Consider the following 26373-nt stretch of genomic DNA (forward strand, 5'->3'; position numbering starts at 1 on the left):
ATTATGAAACAAAGTAAAATGCTTATCCCAACGCTTCGCGAAATGCCAAGCGATGCTCAAGTTATCAGCCACGCCCTTATGTTGCGTGCTGGTTATGTTCGTCAAGTATCTGCAGGTGTCTATTCCTACCTGCCACTTGCTAACCGTGTTATCGAAAAAGCCAAGAACATCATGCGTCAAGAGTTTGAGAAGATGGGTGCCGTTGAGATGTTGACTCCAGCCCTTCTAAGCGCTGACCTTTGGCGTGAATCTGGCCGTTATGAAACCTACGGGGAAGACTTATATAAATTGAAAAACCGTGAGAAGTCAGACTTTATCTTGGGTCCAACTCACGAAGAAACCTTCACAGCTATTGTCCGTGATTCTGTTAAGTCTTACAAGCAATTACCACTGAACTTGTACCAAATCCAGCCTAAGTACCGTGATGAAAAACGTCCACGTAATGGACTTCTTCGTACCCGTGAGTTCATCATGAAAGATGGTTATAGCTTCCACGCTAACTACGATAGTTTGGATGTAACTTATGATGAGTACAAGGCAGCTTACGAGCGTATCTTCACTCGTAGTGGCTTGGACTTTAAAGCCATCATCGGAGACGGTGGAGCTATGGGTGGTAAGGATAGCCAAGAGTTTATGGCCATCACACCTGCTCGTACAGACCTTGATCGTTGGGTGGTGTTAGACAAGTCTGTCGCATCATTTGACGAGATTCCTGCAGAAGTGCAAGAAGAAATCAAGGCAGAATTGCTCAAATGGATGGTTTCTGGTGAAGATACTATTGCCTACTCAAGCGAGTCAAGCTATGCAGCCAACTTGGAAATGGCAACCAACGAGTACAAACCAAGCAACCGTGTTGTGACTGAAGAAGAAGTGGCACGTGTGGAAACACCAGGTGTCAAATCAATTGATGAAGTAGCAGCCTTCTTGAATATCTCTGAAGAGCAAACAATCAAGACCTTGGTTTATATCGCAGACCAAGAGCCAGTTGTAGCTCTATTGGTTGGCAACGACCAACTTAATGAAGTCAAATTGAAAAACTACCTTGGAGCAGATTTCTTGGAGCCAGCAACTGAGGCAGGAGTGAAAGAATTGTTGGGAGCGGACTTTGGTTCACTTGGCCCAGTCAATCTTCCAGAACATGTCAAGATTATCGCAGACCGCAAGGTGCAAGATAGTCGCAATGCTGTTGCTGGTGCCAACCAAGATGGTTACCACTTGACTGGTGTCAACCCAGGTCGTGATTTCACTGCTGAGTATGTGGATATCCGTGAAGTTCGTGAAGGTGAAATTTCACCAGACGGACAAGGTGTTCTCAATTTTGCGCGTGGTATTGAAATTGGTCACATTTTCAAACTCGGTACTCGTTACTCAGCAAGCATGGGTGCAGATGTCTTGGATGAAAATGGTCGTGCTGTGCCAATCATCATGGGCTGCTACGGTATCGGTGTGAGCCGTCTCCTTTCAGCAGTCATGGAGCAACACGCTCGCCTCTTTGTCAACAAAACTCCAAAAGGCGAATATCGTTACGCTTGGGGAATCAACTTCCCTAAAGAATTGGCGCCATTTGATGTGCATTTGGTTCCAGTTAACGTCAAGGATGAAGCAAGTCTTACATTGACAAATCGTATCGAAGAAGCTTTGGTAAATAAAGGCTACGAAGTCTTGACGGATGACCGTAACGAACGTGTCGGTGTTAAATTCAGCGATAGCGACTTGATTGGTCTTCCAATCCGTATCACTGTTGGTAAAAAAGCAGCGGATGGAATCGTAGAAGTGAAGATTAAGGCGACAGGAGATACAATCGAAGTTCACGCAGATAGCTTGCTTGAAACCCTTGAAATCCTAACAAATAAATAAAATCTATAATCAGAAGAAAAACAAGACAAAAATGTAACTAGTTTTTGCCTTGTTTTTTCTTTATAATGAGATAAAATAAACATAAAAAGAGTAAATAAAGAGGTAGTACTATGCTAAAATTTCCAAAGAATTTTGTCTGGGGTTCCTCAACTTCTGGGCCGCAGACAGAAGGACGAGTGCCTGGTGATGGCAAGGGAGATAATCTCTGGGATTATTGGTTTCAAGTAGAGCCAAATCGTTACTATAATAGTATTGGACCAGACAAAACGTCGACCTTCTATGAAAACTGGGAAAAGGATATCGAACTCTTGTTAGAAACTGGCCACACAGCCTTTCGAACTTCTATCCAGTGGTCTCGTATTTTCCCACAGGGCCGTGGAGAAGTCAACCCTCAAGGGGTGGCTTTCTACCGTCAGGTATTTGAAGCCATCAAGGCCAAGGGTATTCGCCTCTTAGTCAATCTTTATCACTTTGACCTGCCTTTTGCCCTTCAAGAAGATGGGGATGGTTGGGAAAATAAGGCAACCATCAAGGCTTATGAAGACTATGCTCGTTTCTGTTTTGAAACTTATGGAGACTTGGTGGACCAGTGGATTACCTTCAATGAACCTATCGTTCCTGTGGAGTTCGGCTATTTCTATGATGCCCATTATCCTCATAAAGTAGATGCCAAAGCAGCAGTAAAGGTTGCCTATCATACCCAGTTAGCCAGCACTCTTGCGGTGAAGGCTTGTCACGAAATGTTGCTGGGTTCTAAGATTGGGATTGTCCTCAACTTGACACCAGCCTATCCACGTAGTCAGCATCCTGCGGATGTCAAAGCTGCACGCATTGCTGATCTGTTCCAAGCTCAATCTTTCCTAGATCCATCTGTCTTGGGAACTTATCCAGAAGAATTGGTGGAAATTTTAGCTGAGCATAATTTGCTACCAGATTCTACAGCTGAGGAGTTGGAACTTATTCGTGAGCACACAGTAGATTTCCTTGGAGTCAACTACTACCAGCCTTTGCGTGTCATGGCGCCACGTTTTGCTAAGCATCCTGATAGCCCGCTCTTGCCAGAACATTTTTATGAACCTTATGTCATGCCAGGTCGTAAGATCAATCCGCACCGCGGTTGGGAAATCTACGAGCAAGGAATTTATCATATCGCTCAAAACATCAAGGAAAACTATGATAATATCGAGTGGATGTTGACGGAGAATGGGATGGGCGTTGAAGGTGAAGATAAATTCCGCGAAAATGGAATGATTCAGGATGATTATCGTATTGACTTTGTCAAAGGTCACCTTCGTGAACTTCATCGTGCCATTGAAGATGGTGCCAACTGTAAAGGCTACTTGATCTGGACCTTTATCGATTGCTGGTCATGGCTCAATAGCTATAAAAACCGTTATGGTTTGGTCGAGCTTGATCTTGAAACGCAAGAACGCCGTCTGAAAAAATCAGGCCACTGGTTCAAAGAACTCAGCGAAAATAATGGGTTTTAAACTACTTTTCAAATAGATTCAAAAAAACCATTGGACCTCAATTCTTTTCGAGTTTTTCCAATGGTTTTTCTTGTTCTTATAATAGTCCGATAAAAAGTAGTAAAGCTGATAAAGCAATAAAGGATAGGGTTGCTAGACAACGTTGGCCTGAGCTGTAAATCTTTCGTTCTCCTCGAACTGGGAAGACGATAGCTAGTAATGCACCGCCGACAGCTCCCCCGACATGTCCAGTAAGGCTGATACCAGGCATTAAAATACTTCCTACTAGGTTGATGACCAAGAGGGAGAGGTAGGATTGACCAAGCTGTTGAAGATAGGAGTTGCGTGAGGCATAACGAAGAACGACAATAGAAGCGAACATACCGTAGAGGGCAGTTGAAGCACCTGCAGTAATGGTATTGGGACTAAAAACTAGGACAAAGAGATTTCCCATCATACCTGATAGAAGGTAGATAAAGAAAAACTGTTTGGAGCCAAAGATTTGCTCCATCTGACGTCCCAAAAAGTAGAGGGATAGCATATTGACTAAAAAGTGCTCCAAGCCAATATGGACAAAGGTTGCCGAGAATAAGCGCCAGATTTGTTCAGGCATAGCCTTGATAGCAGGGGGATACACAGCTCCGAATTTATACAAGGTGGCTGCGCTGGTATAGTTGAAACCACTGGTTAGAAACATGAGTACAAAAACCAGGCTTGTCACGAGTAGAAAGAAGCTCGTGACAGGATAACGACGATCAAAAATCTCTTTCATAGATAAGTACCTCCTCAACAGGAATATCATGTGAATCAGGCTGGAAGTCCTGAATCTGACAAGGATAAAGTGTACTGATGGTGTGACCTGGGAAATGCTCTAAGTAGCGATCATAATAACCACCACCGTAGCCAATCCGATAAGCAGAAGGATTGAAAGCCAAACCAGGAACATGAATCAGGTCAATCTGAGAGGGTTCAAGGATTGTGAACTCTCCTTGAGGTTCAAGAAGACCAAAAGAATTTCTTTTGAGTTTCTCTGGTTCATAGATCACAAAGTCCATTTTCCCTTGTGGATAAGTTTTGGGAATGAGGATGGTTTTCCCATCTTTTTGAGCTTGTTCAATGAGTCTAGCTGTCTGAAATTCATGAGGAAAAGACAGGTAAGTGGCGATGGTTTTTGCTTCCTTGTAGAAGGGATGTAGAAGTAGTTGCTCAGTCAACCAAGCGTCCATGACTTCCTTTTCTTCGGATGATAGAAATTTGAGTTCTTGCAAGACCTGCTTGCGTAGGGCTTTTTTCATTGTTTACTCCGCAGCTTTCTTGGCTAAAAAGCTTGATACAGCCTCGACTCCAATTGCCAGAGCTTCTTCCTTAGGACTCATCTGTGGATGGTGAAGAGCATAGGGACTATCAATTCCAAGCCAGAACATGACACCAGGAACCTTGGAGAGAAGATAACCAAAGTCCTCCCCTGTCATAGCAGGCTCGATATCGATTAGTTCAATGCCCTCTTTTTCATCAAAGAAGGTCATCAATTCCTGGGCTAATTCAGGGTTGTTTTCGACTGGCAAATAACCTCCCTGCTTGAGTTCAACTTCCACTTCCATATCAAAAGCAGCTGCAACACCTTCAGCGATGACTTTGACACGTTTTTGCACCAAGAGGCTCATGTTGTGTGTAAGAGCTCGGATAGTTCCATGCAAGAAGGCTGTATCAGCAATGACATTGTTGGTTGTCCCAGCTTGAAAAACACCGAAAGTGACGACAGCTCCCTCGATAGGATCAACATTACGGCTGACAACCGATTGAACTTGAGTGACAAAATAGCTAGCTGCAACCAGAGCGTCGTTTGCTTGATGTGGAAAGGCGGCGTGACCACCTTTACCCTTGAAGCGAATCTTGACTTCGCAAGTTCCTGCAAAGAGTGTATGAGTATTGGTCGCAATCTGTCCAACTTTTAGGTCTGGACGAACATGAAGCCCATAGAATTGGTCAGGCAACCAGTCGCCAAAGGCCCCATCTTCATACATGAGCATGCCACCTGCTTCATTTTCCTCGGCAGGCTGGAAGAGAAAGAGGAGATTGTTTTTAGGTTGGTTTTCTAGAGCACGTTCGAGACTTCCTAGGGCAATGGTCATGTGAAAATCATGTCCACAAGCATGCATACGGTCTGGGTGTTGAGAGGCAAAAGGAAGACCTGTTTGTTCAACGATTGGGAGTCCATCAATATCTGTCCGCCAACCAATGGTACCTTCTGGCTGACTTCCCTGCAAGTAAACTAAAATACCCGTTCGCCAAGTACGAATCTGAACAAAATCCTTACCAGCTGTTAATTTCTCAATAACATTGAGTAAATAAGCATGAGTCTTGAATTCTTCTAAACCAATCTCAGGAATTTGGTGAAGATCGCGTCGAGTTTGAATCAAATCTAACATAGTTAATTTCCTTCTATTGATACGAGAAAGAGGCTGGAAAAGTTTCCGCCTCTGTTACTAATTACAAGGTGCGAAGCGCATCTTCTAGCGCTGTTTTTTGTTGGGTTTGGCTATCGATTTCCTTGATAACACGAGCTGGGACACCAGCTACCACAACATTTTCTGGAACATCTTGAGTGACGATTGCTCCTGCTGCAACAACAGAACCGCTACCGATTTGAACACCTTCGATAACCACAGCGTTAGCACCGATGAGAACATTGTCACCGACACGAACAGGCTCAGCACTAGCTGGCTCGATAACGCCTGCAAGAACAGCACCTGCGCCAACGTGGCTATTTTTACCGACAATAGCGCGTCCGCCCAGAATAGCTCCCATATCAATCATAGTGCCAGCACCGATTTCAGCACCGATATTGATAACAGCACCCATCATGATAACAGCATTGTCACCAATCTCAACTTGGTCACGGATGATAGCGCCTGGCTCGATACGAGCATTGATATCACGTTTATCAAGGAGAGGTACAGCCGAGTTGCGAGCGTCTTGTTCAACAACATAGTCCTTGTTTTCTGTTAGTCCATCAAGAAGTGGAGCGATATCTTTCCAGTCTCCAAAGAGAACATTCCCAAGCTTGATAACAGAAGCAGGGATAGCTCCGGCAAGTTGTCCCTCAAAGGTCACTTTTACACTTGTCTTTTTCTCAGCATTTGCGATAAATTGGATAATTTCTTGAGCATTCATTTTTGTAGCAGTCATAGGTGTCTCCTCACTCTTTGTAATGCTTACTATTCTACCAAAAAAGGCTTTAATTTTGAAGCCTTAAGTGTTAAAAGAAGGTGTTTAATTCTTGGATTTAGATTCTTCAATGGACAAGAAAACCATAGGAACGATAATCAAAATCATGGCTAGTACCAAGAAACCATCCAGAATCATGCCAAGGAAAAGGACACTGAGGATAGCAGAGGATAGAGGTTCGCTTGCGCTAACGACCGACACCACCAATGGGGAAACGAGAGAGACGGCCTTCATCGATAGGAAAAAGGCAAAGGCAGTTCCCAAAAAGGCAATAGTCAAACAAATACAGATACTGATGGTATCAACCTGGAAGCTAATCTTATAAACGGGGTAGAGAAAATTACTAAAAAGTCCAGCGATAATCATTCCCCAGCCAACAGTTGGCACAAAACCGTATTTTTTAGCGAAACGTTGGGGTAAGATGACATTGAACATGACGCCTAGGGCACTGAGAAGTCCAGTCAGTAAAGCAAGAGGAGTGATGGATAGCTTAGACAAATCGCCTTTGGTAGCCATCAAAAAGACCCCAAGCATAGCAGTCAGAACATAGAAGATCGCTTTTTTAGAAGCTTTTTTCTTGTAGATAATGCGGTTGTAGATAAGAATGAAGACAGGACTGATAAATTGGAGGATGGTTGCAGTTGTAGCGTTGGAATACTCGACACAGAGATAGAAGAAAAACTGAACAGAAAAAATCCCTAAGATGGCATAGGCCAGAAAAGGCAGGTAATTGTTTCGATTTTTCCAGATCTCGAAGAGTTGGGACTGGAGTTTAAGACTAGATAAGACGATTACGAAACCACCTGCGACGAGTAGACGCATAGAAGTAATCCACCCTGAAGATACTTGATAATGTGAAAAAAAGTACTCTCCTAAGATTCCACAGATCCCCCAGATCAAGCCAGATAGGAGAGAATAAATGGTTCCCTTAAAAATATTCTTTTGATATTTATTCATGTTGCTATTGTACCATGAAATGAAAAAAGAAAAAAGAGAGTGGAGAAAAATCATTTCTTTCAGAAATTTTCTTTCCCACTCTCAATGATTGTGCTAGTTAGCGCTGTTGATTGCTGCTTCTATTATTGGAACTAGAGCCACTATTACTGTTCACGTTACTATTAGAAGTATTACTACGATTATTATTGTTACTACTATTGTTATTGTTTGATGAGGAAGAAGATGCTTTAGGCAGACTTCCTAAAATGGTGTTCCAAGCATTTTGGTAGTCTGCATCGCTTCCACCAATAGCGAATTTATAAGTGGTAGTCGGAGCACCATTTTGGTTAGCCCAGTAACTTGTTACCATTTCACCAGTCACATTAATCTCTTTACCATTGATAGTAACCTTACCTGGTTTTTGACCAGTTGATTTGAGGACTTGTGATGAAGTGACACTTGAATCGAGTTTGAAACGTTCTGAACCCCAAGAAGAAGGGGCTGCTTGTTGAATGGCATTTACCAGATGAGCCATATATTTTGCATTACGGTAGTGTCCTGCACCTTTACCAAGTGGTCGGTTATCATCATGACCAAGCCAACCACCAAGGGTTAATCTTGGTGTTGAAAGCATGAGCCACATATCGCCATCTTCATTGGTCGTACCAGTTTTACCAATCCAGTCAGCACCCGCTAAACTTGGGTTGATAGTGGCAAGATCGCTCTGGAAGCTTGAAGTCACTTGGGAAGAAATAACATCTCTTAGTAAGCTCTGCATAATGGTTGCAGTTGCTTTAGAGTAGACTTGTACAGGTTCGTCTTTGTGCTCATAGATAACCTCGCCGCTGGTCTTCTCGATTTTTGAAATCATGTATTTCTTATGGTAAACACCATTGTTAGCCAAGGTTTGGTAGCCGTTTGTATGCTGGGCAACAGTGACATCGATTCCTCCCCCCATAGGAAGACTTTCAATGCCATATTCTGGAATCTCGTAGCCCATTTTTTCCATGTAGGAACGGACATCAACTCCTTTTTGAAGAAGTAACTGATAGGTCCAGTAGGCTGGGATATTCCAAGAGTAATTCAGAGCTTCTTTCAGACTCATCATGGCAGTACCAGAACTATTGACATACATGATCGGATTTCCGTTAGAGAAGTTAGTTGGGTAGTTAGATAAGATGCTTGCACTTCCCATCAAACCTTGGTCAATCGCAATACTGTAGGCTAGGATTGGTTTAGTAGTTGAAGCAGGAGACCTTTTAGTGTTAAAGGCGTGGTTGTTTTGATTACTTTGGTAATCACGACCACCGACAAATCCTAAAATGGCGCCTGTTTGGTTATCCATCAAGACATTTCCGACTTCTGGTTGACCAGTATCATCATCGACAAGGTAGCCATAGTTTGCAACTGCACCTTGCATGGCTGTATGGATAGCTTTATCAATTGTAGTTGTGATACGGTAACCACCATTTTGAATCTCTTTTTCAGCCAATTCATGATAAGATTTTTGGATAGATTCGTTCTTTAGTTCTGGTGCAGAAACGTTATCTTTTTTGACCAGATAATCGTACATGAGGTTCGTCGCCTCATCAAGCGCAGTGAAGTAGAGGAAACCTTTAGCAGTTACGTTGACATTTTCTGCTGGCAAGAAGTCTTTCTTAATATCGTACGCTTTATAGGTTTCGTAATCTTCTTGGCTAAGGACTCCAGTTCTGTACATATTGTAAAGAACATCTTTTGAGCGCTTGATTCCAAGTTCAATATCTTCTTCGCTCTTCATCTCACCAGTAGACTCATAAGGTGAGTAGGAAATAGGGCTTTGTGGTAAACCTGCTAGGAAAGCTGCTTGAGGAATGGTTAGTTTACTAGCATCCACTCCGAAAATCCCAGTTGCAGCCTGCTGAGCACCTGCGATATTTTGCCCCTTGTTATTGCGACCAAAAGGTGCAACATTTAGATAGGTAGTCAGGATTTCATCCTTATTCATAGCACGTTCTAGGGCTAGAGCATCTACGATTTCACTAGCTTTACGAGCAAGCGTAGGAGTATCACCAACTACTTGTTGTTTGATGAGCTGTTGTGTTAGGGTAGAACCACCACTCGAAGAACCAAGGCTGATAAAGTTTCCTAGACTGGCACGAATGACAGCTTTAGGAACGACACCATTGTGCTCTGCAAAGTGTTCGTCCTCGGTTGCAACGATAGCTTGCTTGAGATTCTCTGAGATGGCATCGGATGCGACAGATGTTCGCAAAAGATCGCTCTCGATAGCCCCAATCATAGAACCATCTGCATAGCGAATCTCAGAAATAGATGAAATATTGTTGACCTGTTTAACCAAATCCTCCGTTTGAGGGACACTAACTTGATCAAAGAGAGAAACAGCATACCCCAAAACAACCCCAGTCCCGAGGAGACCGCCAATAAAAGCTAGGATGAAAAGTGTGTTAAAAGTTGCTTTTATTCCAAGTAAAATCTTGGCCCCAATAGTCCAAATGGTTAGTTTTGTTTTGACTTTCTTATTTTTATCTGGATTTTTTTTGGAAATTGTTAATTTTAGAGACCCAAGTAAGGCCAGTCCTTTTTGTTTGATTCTTGTTACATGTTTGTTCATAGAATTCCTCACTCTTTATTATTATACCATAAAAGCATCTCTTGCAAGAAATTAGGCTTAAAACAGGGCTTTGGATAGGGATTGGAGTTCGAAATTTAGACATCAAAAAAGCCAGATTTAAGTTAAATCTGACTGTTTGGTAAATTGTTTATTTGTCTCCTGAAAGTTCTTTTCCAAGATTAATCAAGTAGTCCTTCAAGTGGTCTTTGACTTGTGGGTGTTTAAGAGCGTATTCGATGGAAGTCTTCATGAATCCAAACTTGTCTCCAACATCGTAACGAGAACCTTTAAACTCACGAGCAAATACTCGTTGGGTTTTGTTGAGAGTATCGATAGCATCTGTTAGCTGGATTTCATTTCCTGCTCCTGGTGTTTGATTTTCAAGAATACCGAAAATCTCAGGTGTGAGGAGGTAACGACCGATGATGGCTAGATCACTTGGTGCGTCTTCAGGTGCTGGTTTTTCAACGAAGGTTTCAACACTGTAAAGACCGTCATTTCCTTCACCCTGAGGAGCGATGACACCGTATGAAGAAACGTCTTCATGTGGGACAGGCATAACAGCGATAGTAGAAGCATGAGTCTTCTCATAATCATTCATGAGCTGCTTGGTCAATGGAACAGCTTTGTCATCAGTGATATCCATGAGGTCATCTCCAAGCATGACCACAAAGGGTTCGTTTCCGACGAAAGCCTTTGCTTGTAAGACGGCATCTCCGAGTCCACGTGGGTGTGTTTGCCGGATGAAGTGAAGACGCATACCAGTTGTTTCGTCAACTAGTTTCAAAAGGTCGGTTTTTCCTTTTTCCTTGAGGTTGTATTCTAACTCGAAGTTTGAGTCGAAATGATCTTCGATAGAACGTTTTGACTTTCCTGTTACCACAAGAATATCTTCAATTCCAGATTTAAGAGCTTCTTCAACGATAAACTGGATGGTTGGTTTATCTACGATTGGCAACATTTCTTTGGCCAAAGCTTTAGTTGCAGGTAGGAAACGAGTTCCAAGTCCCGCAGCAGGGATAACGGCTTTTCTAACTTTTTGCTTCATGAGCTTCCTTTCTAACGGTGACTAAGACCACTCGTTCTCTGCCTTGAACTCATTGCTCATGAGTTCAGAAACGGCATCCTTAATATTAACATTTTCATAAATAACTTGGTAAATGGCTTGGGTAATAGGCATATAAACTCCGAGTTCTTGCGCCAATTCGTAAGCAGCTTTGGTTGTTGAAATTCCTTCAATGACCATTCCCATATTTGCTTCGATATCTGCCAAGGCTTCGCCACGCCCAAGAGCATCTCCTGCACGCCAGTTACGTGAGTGGACAGAAGTTCCGGTAACGATTAAATCTCCAACCCCAGAAAGTCCACTGTAAGTTAATGGATTTGCTCCAAGTTTAACTCCCAGACGGGTAATTTCTGCCAGCCCGCGCGTGATAATAGCAGCTTTGGCATTATCCCCAAATCCAAGTCCATGAAGGGCACCTGCACCAACGGCGATGATATTTTTAAGAGCACCAGCTGTTTCCACTCCGATAACATCCGTATTGGTATAAAGGCGGAAGTAGTGGTTGCTAAAGAGTTTTTGAACATATTGAGCAGTCTGTAAATCTTTAGAAGCAGCCGTAATCAAGGTGATGTCGCGCACAATCGTTTCTTCTGCGTGACTAGGACCAGATACAACCACAATCTCACTACGCAACTCTTCAGGGATTTCTTCTTCTAGGATTGTTGAAAGGCGTTTGTGACTATTTGGCTCGAGGCCTTTTGAAGCATGCATGACAACCACTTTATGATCCAAAACAGCAGCGACTTGTTGAGCCACCAATCTAGTTACCTTGGTTGGCACCACAAACAAGACGGCATCAACCCCCTTTAAGGTTTCTGTCAAATCATGATAGGCAACAATTTTTTCGTCTAATACAGTATCCTTAAAATAGCGTTTGTTAGTATGTTGTGTATTGATTTCGTCAATTTGATCAGGAATATTTCCCCAGATACGTACTTGGTGTCCGTTGTCATTTAGAACTTGTGACAGCGCAGTACCCCATGAACCAGGCCCTAAAACAGCGATGGTTTGTTTGTCCATATTTCCCTCCTTCTGAGAAAGCACTTTCCTATATTCTACCATAAAAAGCCCTATCATGCATCTATATTATTTATGAAGAATTAATTGAGTGGTAAATTATATATATTGGAGGATTTTTAGAATTTATTTGTAAAATAGTCTAGTGATCATAGGTCAAAACAATAAAAACACGAAAAGAGGAACAATATTTCCCCTAAAAATGGTATAATAGGAACATCACGAAAATTGGAGAGATACCATGAGTTTTTACAATCATAAAGAAATCGAGCCTAAGTGGCAGAAACACTGGGCTGACAATCATACTTTTAAGACAGGAACTGACGCATCAAAACCAAAGTTTTATGCACTTGACATGTTCCCTTACCCATCTGGAGCGGGCCTTCACGTAGGACACCCAGAGGGCTACACAGCAACGGATATCCTCAGCCGTTACAAACGTGCGCAAGGCTACAATGTCCTTCACCCAATGGGGTGGGATGCTTTTGGTTTGCCTGCGGAGCAATACGCTATGGATACTGGGAATGACCCCGCAGAATTCACAGCAGAAAACATCGCCAACTTCAAACGCCAAATCAATGCCCTTGGATTCTCTTACGACTGGGACCGTGAAGTCAACACGACAGATCCAAACTACTACAAATGGACGCAGTGGATTTTTACCAAGCTTTATGAAAAAGGCTTGGCCTATGAAGCAGAAGTGCCAGTAAACTGGGTTGAGGAACTGGGAACAGCTATCGCCAACGAAGAAGTCCTTCCTGATGGAACATCTGAGCGTGGAGGCTATCCAGTTGTCCGCAAACCAATGCGCCAATGGATGCTTAAAATCACGGCCTATGCAGAGCGCTTGCTCAATGACTTGGATGACCTTGACTGGCCAGAGTCTATCAAGGATATGCAACGCAACTGGATTGGTAAATCAACTGGTGCCAATGTCACTTTCAAGGTGAAAGGAACAGACAAGGAATTCACCGTCTTTACCACTCGTCCAGATACTCTTTTTGGTGCGACCTTCACTGTTTTGGCGCCTGAGCATGAACTAGTAGATGCCATCGTAAGTGCGGAACAAGCTGAGGCTGTAGCTAATTACAAACACCAAGCAAGCCTCAAATCAGACTTGGCTCGTACAGACCTTGCCAAGGACAAAACAGGGGTTTGGACTGGTGCCTATGCTATCAACCCTGTTAACGGTAAAGAAATTCCAATCTGGATTGCCGACTATGTTCTCTCTAGCTACGGTACTGGTGCTGTTATGGCCGTACCTGCCCACGACCAACGTGACTGGGAATTTGCCAAACAATTTGACCTTCCAATTGTGGAAGTGCTGGAAGGCGGAAACGTAGCAGAAGCTGCCTACACAGAAGACGGTCTTCATGTCAATTCAGGTTTCCTAGATGGTCTTAACAAAGAAGACGCGATTGCTAAAATCGTGGTTTGGTTGGAAGAAAAAGGCTGTGGTCAAGAAAAAGTTACCTACCGCCTCCGTGACTGGCTCTTTAGTCGTCAACGTTACTGGGGTGAACCAATCCCAATCGTTCATTGGGAAGATGGCACTTCAACAGCTGTTCCAGAAAGTGACTTGCCACTTGTCTTGCCAGTAACCAAGGATATCCGCCCTTCAGGTACTGGTGAAAGCCCATTGGCTAACTTGACAGACTGGCTTGAAGTGACTCGTGAAGATGGTGTCAAAGGTCGTCGTGAGACGAATACCATGCCACAATGGGCAGGTTCAAGCTGGTACTACCTCCGCTATATCGATCCACATAACACAGAAAAATTGGCTGATGAGGACCTCCTCAAACAATGGTTGCCAGTAGATATCTATGTGGGTGGTGCAGAACACGCTGTGCTCCACTTGCTTTACGCTCGTTTCTGGCATAAATTCCTCTATGACCTCGGTGTCGTTCCAACTAAGGAACCATTCCAAAAACTCTTTAACCAAGGAATGATCTTGGGAACTAGCTACCGTGACCACCGTGGTGCTCTTGTGGCGACTGACAAGGTTGAAAAACGTGATGGTTCATTCTTCCACATGGAAACAGGGGAAGAATTGGAGCAAGCACCAGCCAAGATGTCTAAATCCCTCAAGAACGTGGTGAACCCAGACGATGTGGTGGAACAATACGGTGCTGATACCCTTCGTGTCTATGAAATGTTCATGGGACCACTTGATGCTTCAATCGCTTGGTCAGAAGAAGGTTTGGAAGGAAGCCGTAAATTCCTTGACCGTGTATACCGTTTGATCACAAGTAAAGAAATCGCTGCGGAAAACAATGGTGCTCTCGACAAGGTTTACAATGAAACAGTCAAAGCTGTCACTGAGCAAATCGAGTCCATGAAATTCAACACAGCCATTGCCCAACTCATGGTCTTTGTCAATGCTGCCAACAAGGAAGATAAACTCTATGTAGACTATGCCAAAGGCTTTATCCAATTGATTGCTCCATTTGCCCCTCACTTGGCAGAAGAACTCTGGCAAACAGTGGTAGCAACAGGCGAGTCTATCTCTTATGTAGCTTGGCCAACATGGGACGAAAGCAAATTGGTTGAAGACGAAATCGAAATCGTCGTTCAAATTAAAGGAAAAGTCCGTGCTAAACTCATGGTCGCAAAAGACCTTTCTCGTGAAGAATTGCAAGAAGTCGCTCTAGCTGACGATAAAGTCAAAGCAGAGATTGATGGTAAGGAAATTGTTAAGGTGATTGCGGTACCGAATAAATTGGTTAATATTGTTGTGAAATAACGAGTTTATTAGCCTTATCTGCCACCTTCAACAGTCCACCGGACTATTGAAGCCGAACAAGCTTGTGAATATTGTTGTGAAATAATTGTAGACTATAGTTGATTAAAAAAAAGAAACAATTTTTTGTTCACTTTTTAGGAGAGATTAATGATGAATCAAAGTCATAAGAAGATTGTTGATGGATATTCTGTTTCACGGGGGAGTTATGAAGATTGCTTAAATTATGTAGAGAATGCTGTAAAGAATATTATTAAAAGTCAATCTATTAACGTTCATGAAATAATTGGGAGAGTAAAAACTGTAGAGTCTCTTGAAGGAAAAGTAAAAAGGAAAAATTATTCTAATTTGGCTGAGATTACCGACTTATGCGGCATTCGTATCATAACGTACTTTAGTGATGATGTCGATAAAATAGCTGAGCTAATCAGTCAAGAGTTCGAGGTTGATGTAGAGAATACTATTGATAAACGTAAGAGTGAGGATCCAACAAAATTTGGTTATGTTTCACTTCATTATGTAGTAAGTTTAAAAGAAGAGAATTCTTCCCCTATTTTATATAGCAGATTTAAAGATATGAAATTGGAGCTACAAATTAGGACAGTTATGCAACATGCTTGGGCTGAAATCGAACATGATTTAGGATATAAAAGCAAGGAAGATATACCTAATCAATACAGGAGGCAATTCGCCAGATTGGCAGGACTAATTGAGTTGGCTGATGATAATTTTCTGCAGTTAAAAAATAATATTATTAACTATGAGCAGGAGATAAGGGAAAAATTACCTACTTCGAAAAAAGAATTACCGATAGATAGCAGTACGCTTATGACTTATGTAACAGAAGATCAAAATTACATTGAACTATTGAATACGATTAAACCGTTAGATGTGGATACAGATTTTAATATAGATTTTAATATTAATAGTTCTTCTCTATCTACGGTAGTTCAGAGGGTGAAAAAATTAGGTTTGAAGACTATAGGAGATATAGATGAATTATTAGAAAGATATAAGGATATCTTTTTAAGGATATCGGCAATTGAGATGGATATTATAAATTATACGGGTATGTCGTCATTGACTCCATTATTACACATTACTAGTGTGTTAGAATCATTTAATAGGATTGATATTTCTGATGAAGAGTTTATGAAAGTTTCGGATGATCAATTTTCAGATATATTTGATATATCGTACCCAATTGATGTTTATGAAGGTTAAAAAGTAATTTTTTAAATATGAAAAGTGGTTTTGCCTATTTGACTAAGTTGAATAATTCGTAGTGTTGCGATTTCTAAGGTGAAGATAATTGAACTGGTTAATATCGTTGTAAAATAAGATATGAATCCTTCAGAGTAGAATCTGGAGGATTTTTTGTAGATTACCTGTGAGATGTGATATACTATTCACATCTTTAAACTTATAAGAGTAAGACAAGGAGAAAGCTATGCCAGTAAATGAATATGGTCAGATGATTGGTGAACCTGTAGACGACACACCTGGAGTCTTGCCTTCACTTGTACGGATAGAAGGACAGTATACGATTATCGAAGCTCTGTCAGTAGAAAAGCATGCGGAGGATTTGTTAGCTGTTTATGGTCCAGATAGCCCTCGTGACATGTGGACCTATCTCTTTCAACCACCAGTAGAAAATCTCGAAAAATTAATCGTCGCTTTAAAGCAGATGCTTGAGCGCAAGGATCGCTTCTATTATGCGATTATCGATAAAGTGACTGGAAAGGCGCTGGGGACTTTTTCTCTCATGCGTATTGACCAAGCCAATCGCGTGATTGAAGTTGGAGCCGTGACCTTTTCGCCGGCTCTTAAACAGACCAGGATGGGAACAGAAGCCCACTATTTGCTTGCTCGTTATGTCTTTGAAGAGCTTAACTATCGCCGTTATGAGTGGAAATGTGATGCGCTAAATCTACCTTCTAGAAAAGCAGCAGAACGTTTGGGCTTTATCTACGAGGGAACCTTCCGTCAAGCTGTTATTTATAAAGGGCGTACTAGAGATACGGATTGGTTGTCTATGATCGACAAGGATTGGCCAAGGGTTAAGGCTCGTTTTGAAGCATGGTTGAAGCAAGATAATTTTGATGAAAATGGACAACAGATTAAATCTCTACGAGAATGTTAGGAAGGTTTGCTATGATTAAGATTACAAAAGAAACATCTGTTTCAATTGATGACGTTTTACATCTCTATCAGGCAGTTGGTTGGACAAACTATACCAATCAGCCACAGATGTTGGAGCAGGCCTTGTCTCATTCGCTAGCCATTTATCTAGCGCGTGATGGCGAGAAAATCGTTGGTCTAGTTCGCTTGGTTGGAGATGGTTTTTCATCCGTTTTTGTCCAGGATTTGATTGTTTTGCCAAGCTATCAGCGCCAAGGGATTGGTAGCGCCTTGATGAAGCAAGCTCTAGCTGATTATAAGGATGCCTACCAAGTACAACTAGCGACAGATGAGTCAGAAAAGACTCTTGGATTTTATCGTTCCTTAGGTTTTGAAACCTTATCTAGTTTTCAGTGTACGGGTATGATTTTGGTGGACCGAAAAAAATTAAAATAATTTTTTTTCACTTAAGCTAACTTTAAGTCTTGTCCTGTATCATTTAGTTATTAAATAAAGACCTCCTAACTTTATTTAATAGAAATCCTAAACTTTTTTTCATAATAATATCCCTAATGAAGCCACCCAATTTGGTGGCTTTTTTGTTATGTGACTTTCAGCGATATTTCATTGGTATTCGTTGTTTTGAACAAAAGTAAAAGTTCGTGTCAAGGATAACGCGGATATCCATATAATACAAAGATCGCCGAATCTTCTATTATTTAGAAACTTGATGCCTTTAAAATTGGTGTCATTAAACTTTTTAATGACCTACTTGAGATCCTGATAAAAAGTATCTGATTTATCGTGGTTTTATCAAAAGGTATCGAAATATGAAACAATTAAATTTTTCAAAAAGAAGATTATCGAGGAAATCTCGTGTAACAATATAGTATTTCGTGAGGAAGTAAGATTATGGAAAAACACTTTTTCTTGATGAAAATCTATATCTAGTATATAATCAATCTATAACGTATAGATTGGAGATATATCATGGCTATAAGCTTATCGAAACAATATAATTTTAAACTGAATGAAGCTACTATGGAACAAGCTCGAAATATTATCAAGGAAAAGGGCATGACAATGACAGATGCTATTTCTTTATTTGTGGAGCAAATAGTTCTAGAGCAAGATTTGCCTATTAAGACGGCCGAAGATCTACATCGAGAACAGTTGATTAAAGAATTACAAGCCCAATCTGAACGTGCCTTGAGAGAATACGAGGCAGGAGAAGGGATTTCCCTAGACAGTATGAGGGCACGCTATGGCTTATAAAGTGATCCTTTCAAAAGAAGTTGAACAAGCTATCGACAATATACACGACTATATAGCTACGGTACTTTTATCCCCTCAATCTGCTAAAAATACTGTGACAAAAATTTTAGATGGCTTAAAGAGTCTAGAAGTCTTTCCTGAAGCTGGTTTTGATGCTGATGTGAAAATCGGTGTAAAGATTAATAGTAAGTATCCTACACGAGGAAAAATTATAGATCAATACGTTTTGCTTTACTTTGTTGATCAGACACAAAAGACTGTTTTTCTCTCCCATTTATTTCATACCAAGAGTGACTATGTTACCTTACTACAAAAAGACAATAAAAAAAGTTCAAAATCTTAAGCTAACTTTAAGTCTTATCCTGTATCATTTAGTTATTAAATAAAGACCTCCTAACTTTATTTAATGGAAATCCTAAAACTTTTTTCATCATAATCTCCTAATAAAGTCACCCAATTTGGTGGCTTTTTTCTTGTTTGCTTTTAGCAATTTTTAATTAGTATTTATTATTTTTGAACAAAATTAAAAAACTAGAAATTCTTAAGATAACTTTAAGTCTTCTCTTGTATCATATAATCATTAAATAAAGACCTCCTAACTTTATTTAATAGAAATCCTAAACTTTTCTTTTTCATAATAATCTCCCTAATGAAGCCACCAAGTCAGGTGGCTTTTTTGTTTGTAGGCTGGATTTTTGCTATAATAGGAATATGAGTAGAATTTTAGATAATGAAATCATGGGCGATGAGGAGCTGGTAGAACGTACCCTCCGTCCCCAATATTTACGTGAATATATCGGTCAAGATAAGGTCAAGGATCAGCTTCAAATCTTTATCGAAGCAGCAAAAATGCGTGATGAGGCGCTGGATCATGTTCTTTTGTTTGGCCCTCCAGGTCTCGGGAAAACAACCATGGCTTTTGTCATTGCCAATGAACTGGGAGTTAATCTCAAACAAACGTCCGGTCCCGTTATCGAAAAAGCCGGTGATTTGGTAGCGATTTTGAATGACTTGGAGCCAGGAGATGTTCTTTTTATTGATGAGATTCATCGCTTGCCTATGTCGGTGGAAGAGGTGCTTTACAGTGCTATGGAAGACTTCTACATTGACATCATGATTGGTGCGGGGGAAGGCAGTCGCAGTGTTCATTTGGAGTTGCCACCTTTTACCTTGATTGGTGCGACGACTCGGGCTGGTATGCTCTCAAATCCGCTACGGGCACGTTTTGGAATTACAGGTCATATGGAGTATTATGCCCATGCTGACTTAACAGAAATAGTCGAGCGGACGGCAGATATTTTTGAGATGGAAATCACACATGAGGCAGCGTCTGAGTTGGCCCTACGTAGCCGTGGGACCCCTCGTATTGCTAATCGTCTCCTTAAGCGCGTGCGCGACTTTGCCCAGATTATGGGGGATGGTTTAATCGATGATGTCATTACTGATAAGGCCTTGACTATGCTGGATGTTGACCATGAAGGTTTGGACTATGTGGATCAAAAAATCCTTCGGACCATGATTGAGATGTATGGTGGTGGTCCTGTCGGATTAGGAACTCTTTCTGTGAATATCGCCGAAGAGCGTGAGACTGTGGAGGACATGTATGAACCTTACTTAATCCAAAAAGGTTTTATCATGCGAACACGGTCTGGACGGGTGGCGACTGCTAAGGCATATGAGCACTTAGGTTATGAATACATTGAAAAATAAGGCTGAAATTTTAGATTCTTTCAGAGAAGATCCTGACATGATGGCTATTCTGACTATCATCCGTGACTTGGAGTTGAAAGATTCCTGGTTAGCAGCTGGTTCGGTCCGAAATTTTATCTGGAATCTCTTGTCAGATAAGCCATCCTTTGACCGTGAAACGGATGTGGATGTGATTTTCTTTGACCCAGATGTGAGTTACGAAGAAACGCTGGCTATAGAAAGCAAGTTGAGAGAGGACTTTCCCCAGTATCAGTGGGAGCTGAAAAATCAAGTCTATATGCACCAACACAGTCCCCACACATCTCCGTATAGAAATTCCTGCGATGCCATGAGTAAGTATCCTGAACGTTGTACGGAAGTAGGACTTCGCTTGCAAGCTGACGCAACTTTAGAGCTCTTTGCTCCTTATGGTTTGGAGGATATTTTAAACTTTCAGGTTCGTCCAACTCCCCATTTCTTAGAAAATCAAGATCGAATGAATCTTTATCAAAAGCGTTTATCCAAGAAAAATTGGCGAGAAAAATGGAAAAATCTTACCGTTAAAAATACTTAAGGAAACTTTAAGATAGGAGTTGTATACTTATCTCATAAGTTAAAAAGACCTTAACTTATACTCCTAAAACTTTTTCATAATAATCTCCCTATAAAAAAATTAAGTCGCCCAATCAGGCGGCTTTTTTTTGATGGAGCGATGATTCGATATATAGTAGATTGAACCTAGAATAGTACGCTACGGGTTTTAAAACATTGCTAGAAATTGATCTGACTTTTCTTTCTGGTCAATTTGTTTATATTTTATTTCATCCTACTGAATTTTTACAATAATATTTTATTTTTTAAAGGGAAACAGATGATTATTGGATAAAAAAAGAATCTTAAATTCAGGTAAAATCTACAAAAAGAACAAGTCATTTGTATTAATATATTTTTTATACAAATCTTTGGACAAAGCAGGCTCTAATGTGCTATAATAAGGTGTTATAGATTGAGCTCTATATCAAAATTTTTTAAGAGTACACCAGTGCTTGTCAGGGTGAAAAAAGAGAAAATATCCATGTAACATGACTGTGTATCTTAAGAATGTTTTGGTATTTAGTTTTTTTATAAAAAATGAACTCAAGGAGAAAAAAACATGTTTTTTAGACGTCAAGAAGGAGAGTATCGAGAAACCGATCGTGTAACTAGATACAAACTGATTAAGTCAGGGAAACATTGGTTGCGTGCCTCAACGTCTTTATTCGGGCTATTTAAGGTTCTTCGTGGTGGTATTGATACTGCTCAGGTGACAACTGAAGTTGTGGAAGATCGTGTCTCAACTTCTTTAACTGGGATAGATGTCCTCAAGGGGATAGCTGCCGCGGGGGCTGTTGTTGGTGGTGGAGTTGCCACTCATACGCAAGTCCATGCCAATGAACAGCTGGCTGTAGAGAAAGTCGTGGATGGTACTGACAATCTAGTGAATTCTGATCAGGTTGTTTTGGGAACTGTCAATAAAGATGAGGAGCAGCAAACGTCTGTTTCAACATCTACCTCTGTTAGTGAGAGTGTCTCAATCTCTGCTTCTACAAGTGCCTCTATTTCGGCCTCAACAAGTGCATCCGAGTCCGTAAGCGCCTCAACATCAGCTAGCACTAGTGCCAGTGTTTCATCTTCAACTTCAGCTAGTACCTCGTCTTCATTGAACGATTCTGCCTCAACATCAGATAGTGCTTCGACTGTTGCAAGCAGTTCCCTCTCTGAGGTTTCGCATGTAGAAGGTTCACAGACGGCTCCTAGCGAAGATGCTATCAGTAATGACGGAACATCCAGAGCCACAGTTAAGGCTAGCGATGCTCAGGTCAATCCTAATCTTTCTAGTGCTCTTTCAACAGCAGAAAACTTTACAAGTCAAAATGCGAGTCTGACAGCTACGACAACAGCGACTCTTGCTGCGACAACGACAGCAGAAACAAGCACTAAAAAGCAAGCAGAAGACCGTAAGAAACTGGCAACTCTTTCAGCAGAAATGGGTGAATATCTAGCTAAAGCAGTTAATTTACCTGATACAGATGCAGCAATTATCAAGGTTAAAACCGTGGTTGCTGAGATTGAGTCTGCTCTCAAGGATCCAAACGCAGATCTAGGAGAAGTGATCAATTCTGCCACTTCAGCTCGCAACTCTATCGCTAATGCGGTTTCACGTGCAACCTCTGGTCAACGTGACAGCCGTAACGGGCAAGCGATGCCAACAGGGGGAAATCTCAGAGGTGTTTCGATAAACGGTCACACCACAGCTGAACTTGGGCAAGGAAGTTATTCAAGTTCTAATCGTGAGGTTGTCTGGAAAATAAAAATGCACTCGCAGAGTCCGCTTAATTATGCTGGTCTGATCGCGCAAGTGGATAGAAATACAACCATCACTCGTGTTCTTTTTAATGGACAACCAATGGAAAAACGTGGTGGTTCTGGTAATGAGTATATATTCAACAAGCACCATGACTTGAATAGAAACCTTGAGGCGACTATATTGGTTTATGCGACTGTGAACAATAAGTCTAATGCAGCTACTTTGAGTGCGCGAGTGGCGACAAGTAGTCAACCGTTCACAAGCGCCAACACTTCTGGGAATTATAGTGGCTCAATGAGCTCAACTGTTTCGACTGGAGAAGCTGGTCATAACCGTGGAACATCTAAGCGCCCTACGATTACTTTGCCTGCAAATGTTACCTACTATAATGACGACTCTATTACCACAATCAAGATGAAAATGAGTGATGATAGGGGCTTGAAAACATTAGCTGCAGGATCTAATAATACAATTATCACTGGCTTATATGCGCCTGATTATCCAAGAAATGCAAGAAATGTCGTTGGTGATTTTGGTGTGTATCAAAATGGTAGGTTTGCCTATTATCCAACTACTTATACGGTAAATATGCAAGGTACCATTGGTCGAGACAAAGGAACATGGAAGCCGTTTGCTACTGGCGCGCACATTCTTGAATATGTTGTAACAGATAGTGACGGTCAAACAGATACGGCACATATGACTCTCACCATCAAAGGTTTCAACGAGCGTAACGAGCCTGTGAGTGGTGATACTGTTACGGTAAATAATCCGTCATCTTTGAGCGAGACTGAGAAAACTCAAATCCTTGCAAACTTTAGGAACAATAGTAAAAATGCCACTATCCTCAACAGTTCTGATTACAAGAAAAATTCTGAAGGTAATCATGAAATAACGGTGTCTAATACGGGTGAAATCACTATTACTTATCGTGATAACACTGTGGATGTCGTTCGAGCTAACGTAAGAGCGGAAACTGAGGTGCCTGTACCTGCTGTAACCGTGACACGTGGTGGTCAGCAGATTACAGCTACTCAAAGTCCCGACTCTAGTCGTGGGATGGAACATATTGTCTATGCAGGTGATGATTTCACCGTTAAATTTACTGCGACTGATAATAGTGGTAAATTAAGAGAGTTCAAGATTGTACCTAGAGCAGATGGGAACCAACCAGGGTTGAGAGAAAACTACTTTGAAGGTTCTAACTATGGTACAGGAACTGTAGGGCTCTTGACAGGAAATATCACAGCTACGCCAGAAAGTCCTGCGACTATCACAGTCGACGCTCATATGAATGATAATCTGGAGTGGAACTCAGGACATACTTGGCAACGGAATGCAGTTGCAACTGACCAAGTAGGCAACTTCAACAGAGTGAATGGTACTGGCAATGTTCGTATCACCCAAGGACAACTGAAAGACCGTCTTAAAGTAACAAATCCTGACTTTACACCTGTAGTAAATAAAAACAGTTTAACAGATAACGAAAAGACAGATGTCAAGAATGCCATCTACGCTAAGAATGATAAGACAGTTCACCGCATCAAAGACATTGAAGTTGCAAGCGATGGAACTGCAAAGATTATTTATAAGGATTTAACAAGCAATACTATTTCTCGAGATGTTACAGTCAATGAACGACCAAAACTGGAGATTCATTATGATAATGCTACAACTAAGGAAATCTATCTATACCGTGGGGAAGAAGTTAATGTAACCTTTAGAGCAACTGATGATTCTGGCAAGATTTCTTCATTGAAGTTTGAAATGCAAGGTACAGCTGACAATGCTAATGGTACAAACTATGCAGGATATACCGGTCTCAATCGTTCAACTCCAATCACAAATTTGACAGATCAGGCGGATGCAAAGATTACCCTTACAGGCACTCTAGCAAAAAATGTACCGTTAGCATCATTTGAACGCTATTTAATGGCAACAGATGACCAAAACACCTCTGATAGTAACCATGCAAAAAACGGTATAACCGACAATGGTTATGTCAAATTTGTAATCAAAAGCCAGACTGATAAATATACTGCTGTAGCGAAGGCATCGACTATTTATACCTATACTGGTGAAACGGCAACGGATTTAAACGATGCTACGAACTTTGTCCAGCTTGATGGTGGAGGACAGCTCCCTCAAGGAACGACTGTTTCATGGGTTAGTCGCATTGACAACACATCTGCTGGGACAAAAAGTGCAGTTGCACGGGTTACTTATTCTGATGGCTCGACTGATGATGTAACAGTTAACTATACTGTTTATCCAAAAGTTGAAGTTAAAACTTATAATGGTGTAAAAGGTAAATTCTATGCCTTTAAGTCAGATCAAGGTAATGATAAAGTTACTGGCGGAGACTGGGCTAATAATATCGGTGGAACAATCCAACAATATACAAATTTGGGGGATTCAAGTCTGTCAGGGACAACATGGTCTTATAAGTATAAAATAAATAATCAAGGTAACGAAATTACAACCCCTGTTGGAACACAGCCGTTTGGCGCAATTTGGCATACTACGGGTTCAGAAGCTGAGAGCCATAGTACAACCTATACGCTAATTGCCACATATCCAAAAGGACGTTTTGGGGATGTTTCAACAAGCAATCCAGCCTTGACAAGTCAGACAAACTTTGATTATACAGTTGTTGATCCTGTAGCTAAACAGGAGTACGTTACAACTGTGGCAAATAAGACTCCATTAGCAGAGATTATTGAAAATCCAGGAGAGGCGCTTAAAAATTCGAACGAAAGTGTATCCTTCCCAGCAGACACTACCTTTAGTTGGGTTCAGGCTCCTGATGACGCTATGTTGGCAAACCCAGGAGTTTATACGCGAAAAGTGAAAATCACTCTTCCACAAGGATCCTACAGTGGAACTGCTAATAGTAGAACGGTTGATGTGACTATTAAGGTCAATCCACAAGCACCGGTTATCTCAGTTGCTTCTACCAACGAAACAGGTGGTTTGCCAAATCGTTCGATTGTGGTTACGAATGTAACACCTGGAGCGGTTGTTACGCTCACATTAGCTGGACATAAATTTACCAAGACAGCTAAAGACAACGAATCAAGTGTTACCTTTGAACCTGCAGAGTTGCAAAAAGCTTACGATGGCAACAATGGGCTACTTCCGACGGAGGATGTGACTGCTAAGCAAGAAAAAACAGTAACACTTCCAAGTGGTGGAACTGAAACCTTGAGTTCGTCTACAACGACTGCAACTATTACCAAAGAAACTGTAGCACCTGAAGTAACTTTTGAACTTCATATTAAGAATGATAAGACTGGCCAATGGGAAAAACAAACGATCAAGAATAATGTTCGTCCAGGAGTCAGCGGTTACGAAGTCTTCGCAGGCGACAAGATTAAAGTTGTTCTAACTGCTAAAGATAATAGTGGTAAGATTAAAACTCTGAAATTAAACGATGGAACTTCTGATATCAGTCGTATTTTCCAAACTGGTTATTCTTCAGATGATGATGCACTAGGAATTAAGGATATTACCACTGAAGCTTCAACAACAAATCCAAAAGTATTAACGTACACTGCTACTTATGGGGAAAATGTACAGTATGCAGATGGTAATAGATGGACTCGTGGAACTAGTGCTACAGATTTATCAGATAATACGGGTAGAGTAACGACTGTAGTTGCACAAGGAAAATTGAATGAAAAATTCCCAGGTATTAAACCAAGTAGTGCTATCCAAGTTTCTAATTTAACTTCATTGACACCAGATGATCTTAAGAAGATTCTTGCTGCAGTGAAGACAGTCAACCCTGAGTCAGATTTCCGTATTAAATCGTACGAGATTGCTAGCAATGGAACTGTAACGATTACCTACAAAGACGGAACAAAAAACACAGTAACTCCTGACTTGTCAGATTCGGATCATAAGTCAGCATCAGCGTCAACCAGTGCGTCAGTGTCTGCTTCAACCAGTGCATCAGTAAGTGCAATGACCAGTGCATCTGAGTCAGCTTCAACAAGCGCAAGTCAATCAGCA

General features: G+C 41.2%; 19 protein-coding genes. 11 read left to right on the top strand and 8 right to left on the bottom strand.

The window, feature by feature from the left end; genetic code table 11:
• Positions 1-3: 3 nt before the first annotated feature.
• Both HMPREF2805_RS01815 and HMPREF2805_RS01820 read left to right on the top strand, forming a co-directional pair.
• On the top strand, positions 4-1857 hold the full coding sequence (locus HMPREF2805_RS01815; protein WP_075231153.1) for a proline--tRNA ligase: 1854 nt from the start codon (positions 4-6) through the stop codon (positions 1855-1857).
• Positions 1858-1967: 110 nt separating this feature from the next.
• Positions 1968-3347 carry a glycoside hydrolase family 1 protein gene (locus HMPREF2805_RS01820; protein WP_075231154.1) on the top strand — a complete coding sequence of 460 codons (1380 nt, stop codon included), beginning with the start codon at positions 1968-1970 and terminating at the stop codon, positions 3345-3347.
• Positions 3348-3423: 76 nt separating this feature from the next.
• Here the strand turns inward: HMPREF2805_RS01820 and HMPREF2805_RS01825 are convergent, their stop codons facing one another.
• The 8 genes from HMPREF2805_RS01825 to HMPREF2805_RS01860 form a co-directional block, all read right to left on the bottom strand.
• Positions 3424-4098, bottom strand: coding sequence for a rhomboid family intramembrane serine protease (locus HMPREF2805_RS01825; RefSeq protein ID WP_075231155.1), 675 nt, complete (start codon positions 4096-4098; stop codon positions 3424-3426).
• A complete protein-coding gene (locus HMPREF2805_RS01830) occupies positions 4082-4621 on the bottom strand; it encodes a 5-formyltetrahydrofolate cyclo-ligase (RefSeq protein WP_075231156.1) in 540 nt (179 codons plus the stop codon). The genes HMPREF2805_RS01825 and HMPREF2805_RS01830 overlap by 17 nt, the downstream gene beginning before the upstream one ends.
• A gap of 3 nt (positions 4622-4624) precedes the next feature.
• Positions 4625-5755, bottom strand: coding sequence for an N-acetyldiaminopimelate deacetylase (locus HMPREF2805_RS01835; protein ID WP_075231157.1), 1131 nt, complete (start codon positions 5753-5755; stop codon positions 4625-4627).
• 61 nt (positions 5756-5816) lie between these two features.
• Positions 5817-6515, bottom strand: a complete 699-nt coding sequence (gene dapD, locus HMPREF2805_RS01840; RefSeq protein ID WP_000127452.1) for a 2,3,4,5-tetrahydropyridine-2,6-dicarboxylate N-acetyltransferase — start codon at positions 6513-6515, stop codon at positions 5817-5819.
• A gap of 84 nt (positions 6516-6599) precedes the next feature.
• A complete protein-coding gene (locus HMPREF2805_RS01845) occupies positions 6600-7511 on the bottom strand; it encodes a DMT family transporter (protein ID WP_075231170.1) in 912 nt (303 codons plus the stop codon).
• A gap of 97 nt (positions 7512-7608) precedes the next feature.
• The gene (gene pbp1b / locus HMPREF2805_RS01850; protein ID WP_075231158.1) at positions 7609-10104 is read right to left on the bottom strand and encodes a penicillin-binding protein PBP1B; all 2496 of its coding nucleotides are present in this window, start codon (positions 10102-10104) and stop codon (positions 7609-7611) included.
• Between the two features lie 148 nt (positions 10105-10252).
• The gene (gene galU, locus HMPREF2805_RS01855) at positions 10253-11152 is read right to left on the bottom strand and encodes a UTP--glucose-1-phosphate uridylyltransferase GalU (RefSeq protein ID WP_075231159.1); all 900 of its coding nucleotides are present in this window, start codon (positions 11150-11152) and stop codon (positions 10253-10255) included.
• Between the two features lie 21 nt (positions 11153-11173).
• Complete coding sequence (locus HMPREF2805_RS01860) at positions 11174-12190, bottom strand: NAD(P)H-dependent glycerol-3-phosphate dehydrogenase (RefSeq protein ID WP_075231160.1); 1017 nt, start codon at positions 12188-12190, stop codon at positions 11174-11176.
• A 238-nt stretch (positions 12191-12428) separates the two neighbouring features.
• On the opposite strand from HMPREF2805_RS01860, the gene leuS reads away from it, so the two are divergent.
• From leuS to HMPREF2805_RS01905, 9 genes are all read left to right on the top strand, one after another.
• Positions 12429-14930: a leucine--tRNA ligase gene (gene leuS / locus HMPREF2805_RS01865; protein WP_075231161.1), complete on the top strand. Its 2502-nt coding sequence runs from the start codon at positions 12429-12431 to the stop codon at positions 14928-14930.
• A gap of 147 nt (positions 14931-15077) precedes the next feature.
• A complete protein-coding gene (locus tag HMPREF2805_RS01870) occupies positions 15078-16151 on the top strand; it encodes a GTP pyrophosphokinase (protein WP_075231162.1) in 1074 nt (357 codons plus the stop codon).
• Positions 16152-16377: 226 nt separating this feature from the next.
• Complete coding sequence (locus HMPREF2805_RS01875; RefSeq protein ID WP_075231163.1) at positions 16378-17070, top strand: GNAT family N-acetyltransferase; 693 nt, start codon at positions 16378-16380, stop codon at positions 17068-17070.
• 11 nt (positions 17071-17081) lie between these two features.
• Positions 17082-17504, top strand: coding sequence for a GNAT family N-acetyltransferase (locus HMPREF2805_RS01880; RefSeq protein WP_075231164.1), 423 nt, complete (start codon positions 17082-17084; stop codon positions 17502-17504).
• A 534-nt stretch (positions 17505-18038) separates the two neighbouring features.
• The gene (locus tag HMPREF2805_RS01885; RefSeq protein WP_075231165.1) at positions 18039-18323 is read left to right on the top strand and encodes a type II toxin-antitoxin system RelB/ParD family antitoxin; all 285 of its coding nucleotides are present in this window, start codon (positions 18039-18041) and stop codon (positions 18321-18323) included.
• Positions 18313-18666, top strand: a complete 354-nt coding sequence (locus HMPREF2805_RS01890; RefSeq protein WP_075231166.1) for a type II toxin-antitoxin system RelE/ParE family toxin — start codon at positions 18313-18315, stop codon at positions 18664-18666. Before HMPREF2805_RS01885 ends, HMPREF2805_RS01890 begins: the two co-directional genes overlap by 11 nt.
• A gap of 368 nt (positions 18667-19034) precedes the next feature.
• Entirely contained in the window at positions 19035-20033 is a 999-nt protein-coding gene (ruvB, locus tag HMPREF2805_RS01895) for a Holliday junction branch migration DNA helicase RuvB (protein ID WP_083301261.1), read from the top strand.
• Positions 20014-20586: a nucleotidyltransferase family protein gene (locus tag HMPREF2805_RS01900; protein WP_075231167.1), complete on the top strand. Its 573-nt coding sequence runs from the start codon at positions 20014-20016 to the stop codon at positions 20584-20586. The genes ruvB and HMPREF2805_RS01900 overlap by 20 nt, the downstream gene beginning before the upstream one ends.
• Before the next feature lie 579 nt (positions 20587-21165).
• Positions 21166-26373, top strand: a 5208-nt coding sequence (locus tag HMPREF2805_RS01905) for an accessory Sec-dependent serine-rich glycoprotein adhesin (protein ID WP_148131573.1), incomplete at its 3' end; no start/stop codon positions are given.

This window comes from Streptococcus sp. HMSC034E03 (genome assembly GCF_001811505.1).
In the GTDB taxonomy this organism is placed as follows: Bacteria; Bacillota; Bacilli; order Lactobacillales; family Streptococcaceae; genus Streptococcus.